The 6,999-nt window shown below is 46.4% G+C and carries 8 protein-coding genes; all 8 read right to left on the bottom strand.

The genetic code is table 11. The annotated features are described in order from the left end of the window. Positions 1-994 (bottom strand): NAD(P)/FAD-dependent oxidoreductase (locus IT392_08350; protein ID MCC6544495.1); only part of this gene is annotated, 994 nt, incomplete at its 3' end. Then, the gene (locus tag IT392_08355) at positions 991-2,208 is read right to left on the bottom strand and encodes a beta-ketoacyl-[acyl-carrier-protein] synthase family protein (protein ID MCC6544496.1); all 1,218 of its coding nucleotides are present in this window, start codon (positions 2,206-2,208) and stop codon (positions 991-993) included. The genes IT392_08350 and IT392_08355, both read right to left, overlap by 4 nt. Before the next feature lie 114 nt (positions 2,209-2,322). Then, positions 2,323-3,081 (bottom strand): 3-oxoacyl-ACP reductase FabG, encoded by a 759-nt coding sequence (gene fabG / locus IT392_08360; GenBank protein MCC6544497.1) that lies wholly within the window; start codon positions 3,079-3,081, stop codon positions 2,323-2,325. Positions 3,082-3,167: 86 nt separating this feature from the next. Continuing rightward, positions 3,168-3,599 carry a DUF4079 family protein gene (locus IT392_08365; GenBank protein ID MCC6544498.1) on the bottom strand — a complete coding sequence of 144 codons (432 nt, stop codon included), beginning with the start codon at positions 3,597-3,599 and terminating at the stop codon, positions 3,168-3,170. Between the two features lie 28 nt (positions 3,600-3,627). After that, on the bottom strand, positions 3,628-4,050 hold the full coding sequence (locus IT392_08370) for a quinol oxidase (GenBank protein MCC6544499.1): 423 nt from the start codon (positions 4,048-4,050) through the stop codon (positions 3,628-3,630). Positions 4,051-4,112: 62 nt separating this feature from the next. Then, positions 4,113-5,333 (bottom strand): DUF2062 domain-containing protein, encoded by a 1,221-nt coding sequence (locus IT392_08375; GenBank protein ID MCC6544500.1) that lies wholly within the window; start codon positions 5,331-5,333, stop codon positions 4,113-4,115. Positions 5,334-5,339: 6 nt separating this feature from the next. After that, entirely contained in the window at positions 5,340-6,188 is an 849-nt protein-coding gene (locus IT392_08380; GenBank protein ID MCC6544501.1) for an alpha/beta hydrolase, read from the bottom strand. After that, a partial coding sequence (locus IT392_08385) for an aromatic amino acid lyase (protein ID MCC6544502.1) occupies positions 6,091-6,999 on the bottom strand: 909 nt, incomplete at its 5' end. The genes IT392_08385 and IT392_08380, both read right to left, overlap by 98 nt.

Below are 6,999 nucleotides of genomic sequence, written 5' to 3' on the forward strand. Positions count from 1 at the left end.
CAAAAGATTCGTCCCTTGTCCGGCCCAGTCTGTACAGATTGGAACAGGCTATCTTGTCAGGGAGATGATCAACCTCCAGATATACTGCAAACGGGGCATTGGTGTTTTCCAACCCTTTTAGCCTGGATATATATGCGGGACGTACCGCATCTCCGGGTAATATATCCGCCAGTAAAGACGGATGAATCGTACTTATACAATTATCACATTCAAGCATCTCTCCATTGCCAATACCAATAGCCTTCAACCGGCGGTTACTGTCAACCTCAACCTTAATTGCGGGGTTGTTATTAAATATATCTACCCCTTCCTGATGCAGCCTTTTCGCATAGGCATCAACAAGCTCGTCTCCTCCGTTAACCAGAGTCTGAGGGGCCCTGTAAAATGAACCCATGACAAGGGCATGTATAAATAACGGAACTTCCCCGGCAGATGTACCGTAAAGATACTGGCCGTACTGGCCAAGAAGGTCCTTTAGGTCTTCTTCAGCGCCCACTGAATCAAGATAGCTGCCTAAGCTTTCATTGTCCTGCGAACTTTTTTCAAAATCAGACCACTCAATATCAAAATTAACAAAAGGAGTCGCCTCCATGATGGATTTGACTTTTTCGATATACATGAAGCTCGCTTTTTTGCTCCGGGGAAAATGTGTGCATAATACATCACTCACCCGTTCCAGTCCGCATGGGATTGGTATTATCCGATCGCCTGAGTATATGATGTCAAATCCGTCCCTGTCCATCGGCAATGGCCTTATGTCATCCCTCATACGAAGATAACGCAGGAGAACGGATAATGGACCCGATTCTTCAAACCCGCCGGAATAGTGAAACCCCGGATCACACCATACATTTCCACGCTTGAACCGTCGAAGCAGCGGCGCCATATGGCGATTTTTTTCTACAATTGCTACCCGTTGTCCGTTTTGAGCCAGCACGAGGGCAGACGTCAGACCGGTAATACCTGAGCCTATAACAACAGAATCATACTTCACAAGGATGTTCCTATAAGGAGACAGGAATTAGTGCCTCCGAATCCCGCTGAATTACATAGTATCATCTCTGGTCTTACATCAATCGTTTCCACTGCGATTTTAAGAGGCGGTGTTCCTTCCTCCTGCTCTTCAAAATTAATATTAGGGGCAATAAAACCCTCAAGCCCCATAATGACGGAATAAACAACCTGGGCAGCCCCTGCCATCCACATTTCATGCCCTGTCATCGCCTTTATGGATGAGACCCAAGGAGTAGATGTTCCAAATACATTATGAATAGCATTTGCCTCCATCATATCACCTATTGGCGTGGACGTGGCATGGGCACAGATATAATCCACCTTGTCTGTTGTTAGCTCCGCTCGCCTCAGGCACTCTCTAATGCAGCGCTCAAGGCCTTCGCCTGACGGCACGGACAGTTTGGAACCGTCTGAGCTGAAAGAGTAGGCATGTATAATTCCAAGGATATCAGCCCCCCTTTTCTTTGCGAGGTCGTATCTCTCCAATGCCACTATTGCAGCTCCTCCGCTTGGTATAAGGCCGTCCCTTCCCCTGTCAAAAGGTCGGGATGCCTTTTGCGGGTAATCTTCACGGAGTGAAAAGGCATTCGTGGCGTCAAAGCTTGCTACAGACTCCCAAGTAATTTCCTGAACCCCTCCACAGATCATCCGGTCCTGACGTCCCATGGCAATCAGATCGCTTGCCTGTCCAATGGCGTGGCCTCCGCTTGCACATGCACCGCTCAGTGTCCAGGCTGCGCCGCGAGTGCCGAGTATCGTATTAAGATTCATGGAAACAGTGGAATTCAGCGCCTGAAAAACGAGGCTTGCCCCAATATCAAACGTCCTTTTTTCTTTGAGGGTTATGCTTACCTGTTGGAAGTTTGCTACTGTGGATGAATCATTTCCTATGATTATTCCAGTCCGTTCATTTTGAACCATCTCTGCTGACCATCCGGCTGTTTCCATTGCCTCAATAGCCGCTGCATAAGCCTGCAGTCCGAAGCTGGTCAGTGTGCGACTTCTCTTCCTGTCCAATTTGGGATGAGTAAAGTCATCTATGAAACCAGTGAGGGCGCTTCTGAATCCGAGGTCTTTCCGGTGAGGGTCGCTCCTTATTCCTGACCGGCCTTTTTGAAGGGATTCCTTAACTTTTTCCCTCCCCGTCCCCAGAGTTGATACTATGCCAATTCCTGTTATAGCCACTTGATGCATAATATTACCCTGTTCTTCCCTCATGTCCCGCCATACTGTGAACATGCAGGATATTACGTCTTGTTAAACTATGTTTCATGGAATTATATAAACTATGAGAGGAATGACTACCCCTTACATATAGAGGCCGCCATTGACGGATATTACCTGTCCAACGATATAAGCCGCCATGTCCGAACAAAGAAATTCAACCACTGCTGCTACCTCTTCCGGGGTACCAAAACGGCCGGCAGGTATTGAGGGCACTATTTTTTCTACAGGCAGGTCTTTTGTCATATCTGTTTCGATGAAACCGGGTGCAACGCAATTAACCACAACCCCTTTTTTTCTCACCTCTGCTGCCAGGGATTTAGTGGCGCCGATTAAGCCTGCCTTGGCAGCCGAATAATTTACCTGACCGGGCAGTCCGCTTTGACCGGCCGTTGAGGCCATATTTATAATACGGCCTGAATGCCGTTTCATCATTCCTATCAATACCGCCCTGGTAACGAGAAAAAAACCAAGCAGGGTTACATCTGTAACACCTTCCCACTCCTCGCGCGTCATCCACATCATGAGACCGTCTTTATTATGTCCGGCATTATTTACCAGGACATCCGGAACAACATTGGCCAGCATAGGCTCTAATACATCGTTTATACCCTTTTCATCACATACATCAAATGGCAGGAGGGTACATTCCCTGCCTGTCTTTCTGATCTCCTCCTGTACTCGTTTAGCGGCTTCATGGTTGTTTTGATAATTGGCCCATATGTCATATCCTGCTTTAGCCAGACGGATGGAGATCGCAGCCCCCAGCCCCCGGCTGGCGCCGGTTATCAGCGCTATTTTAGGACTGTTTTCTTTCTCAGATTTATTCAGTTTTAGATCCATGACACACACTGTGAAAAGTTATTAAGATATTTAAAGTCAACAAGAAATTATATAAAAACGGGTAATGAAAGTCAATTAGTAAAACCCTACAACAGTATCCCCAACCCGAGAAACAGTTGGAGCAGATAGAGGGATACGATAATTATCCCAAAGATAAAATGGGGGTTACGATATATGGAATCCCTGCCCTTTATCTTCTTTGAAATACGGTATGTGGCAAGAATAAGAATGACAAGGATACATCCCACAAAAAAATGCACAGGATATTCGAGAATATTCCCTTTATCTAAAAGTGCCAGAGTAATTCCTGAAAACAACCCCATTGCAGACAGTATGGCAATAACAGGACCAAGCTTGCGATGCCTTTTAACTATTTTAACTACTGGGGGTTCTCCTGTCTTTCTCAGCCTCCTGATTGCCAAGCCAAGCCAACCCTGGTAGAAAAACAGTGATGCAATAACAATATTGTAGAACCCGTGAGATAATCTCAGGTTTGCCAGGATTTGTCTGCTGATCATTTAGAGATACGCCGGTAATTCTAAAGACTTATGGTACTACTTCAAGCACTCCATGCATACCTTTATCATCATGTTTCGTGAAGAAGTAGAGGAATCTCTTATCACAAATAATAGGGTATTTCCCGGCCTTTGTCGGCGTGAACCTGATAGTATGAGGTTTCGTTTCCATGTCCTCGTCAAAGTTTATGCCTGCTTCAGGCGCTTTGATAGAAATATTGTGAGGTATAGGTATCCAGCCTGACTCCTTTTTCACTATGAGCTCAACCGGGATATTCATCCTGACTACGATATAATTCGGATCGAAAAAATATTCACCACCGAGGACCTCCACCCTTTGGACCCCATCTGCATCAACTGTTGCTACCACCCGCTTTTCTTTTATTTCTTTTGCACTTACCGTCAGGGCAGTTAAAAGAAGTAAAATCAGAAGTGAATATTTGAAATATTTCATATCAATGTACCTCCTTTTCTAACAGGTCGGATTTTAGCACGTTAGCTTGTTTTGTCAAGCCATTACTTGACTGCCCTTCTCGATTGCCAGATCCAGAAGAGGGGATAGAAAAGTGCAATAACTGCAATTCCTGCCACAGCTCCGACCAGTGGAAAACCAACAAGCCAGCTCGCCAGCAAACGGTTTCCCAGATGCCACATTGACTGGATACGTAATTCATCAACACCAATTGGCAGCCATGAGCCATAAAGGATTATCCATCCAACCTTGATACTTGCTATTATTACGAAGGGCCCGGTCAGGGGATTAGAAATATTGGTCCCGGCTATAGTTATCAGTTTGTTGAGCCGGAGCCCCGCAGCTGTTATAACACCTATGATAGCGTGAAGACCAAAGAACGGGCTGCATCCTATAATGACACCGACAAGGAGTGCCAGTGACAGCTTGAAAGGGCTCACATGTTCGTGCAGCAATGCATGACACAGGCTTTTAAATAGTCCACGGGGGTTTGCTGCGGGGAAACTATTCAGGGCATCAACCGGTGTCTCCAGACTGCCGGGAATGCCGAATAATTTATCAAGAGAAACCAGTTCATACCCTCTGGATTGCAGCCCTTTTATGAGCTCAGGAAGACATTCTGCTATTGCAGCACCATGAGTGTCATTTTTCAATACCCTTCCGCTTATATTGAGCTTACCATCATGCAGCAGGAAAACATCCCCGTTCCCTGATTTGTCTACAAGGCTACGGGTCTTTTCCATAGTAAGGGTACGCTGCCCCCCATCCAAAGCCCATTGGGTCCAGCCAGCAAACCTGAGCCCCATCCGCCACGCAGCAATTATCTGAGGAGGAGTCTTAATCCCTACGGGGGGTCTGTAAAAGCCGGGATATACACCGGTTATACCTGCCAATATGCTGCCGGTCTTTTCAATTGAAGTTCTGACCCTTGAGGGCAGCCACATATACATTGGCCATGAGTGTTCATAAGAATGATTGGCAACGAGATGTCCTTCCATGTAAATCTGTCTGACTATACCAGGGTACATTTCTGCAAGGCGGCCCACACAAAAAAAAGTAGCCGTCGCATTATACTCCCTGAGGATATCGAGGACCTGACGTGTAAAAACAGGGTCAGGTCCATCGTCAAATGTAAGCGCTACCTGTTTACTGGATCTGTCTCCCCTATACAACGTTTCGCACAGGATTGAGCTGTTATGCCACAACAGTCCCCAAGAAAATGACGCCAGCACTATTACAATACCAATCAAAAAAAACATACTCATGCTATCTTAGAATTCCTTTCCGGCCGCTGATATAAACTCTGACCAGAGGTACCTCCATGTTGGCCAATCGTGACCTCCTTTCACTGTAAACACATGGCTGCCGGGAAGGACTTCAGCGAGTAAATTATCAGATGTATAAAATTTGTCGTCCAGACCGTATGCGAGGTATAAACCGGAGGTATTTTTCGGTTTTGATGTGTAGCTTTGAAGCCATTTCCACAACTCTCTCTGCCAGTCGGTCTCGTCTATCTCAAGTGGATGCCATTTCATCACCCCTCCTGAATCTGATATTTCCTTAATTACCGGAGGATCACCTAAGTAAGGAGCTATCAATAATAAACCGTCAATATCTTCAGGGTATGCCCTGGCATATAATAATGCACCCAAACCACCCATTGAGACACCGACAATCCAGACGTGTTCATAGCCAGCTGCCCTGGCAGGTCCAATTACATCTTTCTTTAAACGTTTTACGATACTCTGGTTCAGATAATATCCTAATTGCGCTTCAACTGAAACAATATCAACCGGAAGATCTTCCTTCCTTGTCTCCTGAACGAACCCGTTATCCTCGAAGTCTCTTGCGCTGCCTCCCCTTCCATGCAGGAATACGAAAAGGTTATTTTTACCCTCCCCGTGATTTTTATAATAAATAGTGTCTATCGGTATCTTATTGGTAAAGCATCCAATAGTGACAAACAGCGATATTAGAAAGATGAAAAGCAGTGAGACTACCCGTGGCAGCGCTTCACCGCGGCTATTGGACAGACAGAGGATTAGGCGGACGTACCCTGAGACAGGCTTTTTGCGCCTCTTCTGACTGAAGCAGTATTGCAACTCGCTCAATATCTTCATATAACGGACGATCTTCTTTCAATTGCGGAGAAACTTCTCTGATAAGATTGTAAAAAGTCAGGTAATCCTTCCCCATAACACCGCTGCTGTCCCTGAGGTCAGCTGCCTGGACAAGGGCTATTGCCTCTATTGCAAGGAGCTTCCAAAGGATAGGAAGCACCTTTCTCGTCATTTTAGCTGATGTTGTTCCCATGCTGACTATGTCCTGATTGTTGGCATTTGTTGGGATAGTTTGTACAGAGGCCGGTGCAGCCAGCAGCCTTGCCTCTGCAGCAAGCGATGTCGCCAGCAATTGACAGCCGGCCATGCCGGAGTTCAACCCCGGTGTGTCACCTGCAAGGAAGGGGGGAAGCCCCATATTGTAATGCCGGTTCATCAGACGTTCGGTCTGCCTTTCCGACAGTAAGGCCATTTTGACAAGACCTATCCTCAGATAATCGCTTACCATAGAAACGTGCTGCCCGTAAAAATTACCCCCATGTATTACCGTCTGCGTACCGGGGAAAACAAGCGGGTTGTCAGTTGATGCATTCAATTCTCTTGTTACAACCTGTTCTACATGCCAGTAAGCATCCTGAAATGCCCCTAATATCTGAGGGGAACACCGCAATGAATAGGGATCCTGGATTTCGATTCCCGGTGTAACCGGCTTATGATGAGTTCCCCAATGATGTTCGTCTATTTCTTTCAAGTAATCCGGATGAGTCCGCAGATATTCCGTGATCATGCCTGCAACTGCAAGCTGCCCCCTGTGTCCACGGGCCCGGTGGATCTGTTCACACAAAACTTCAGGTTCACCATCGAGTACCTG

The organism is Nitrospirota bacterium (genome assembly GCA_020846775.1).
Classification (GTDB): Bacteria; Nitrospirota; 9FT-COMBO-42-15; order HDB-SIOI813; family HDB-SIOI813; genus RBG-16-43-11.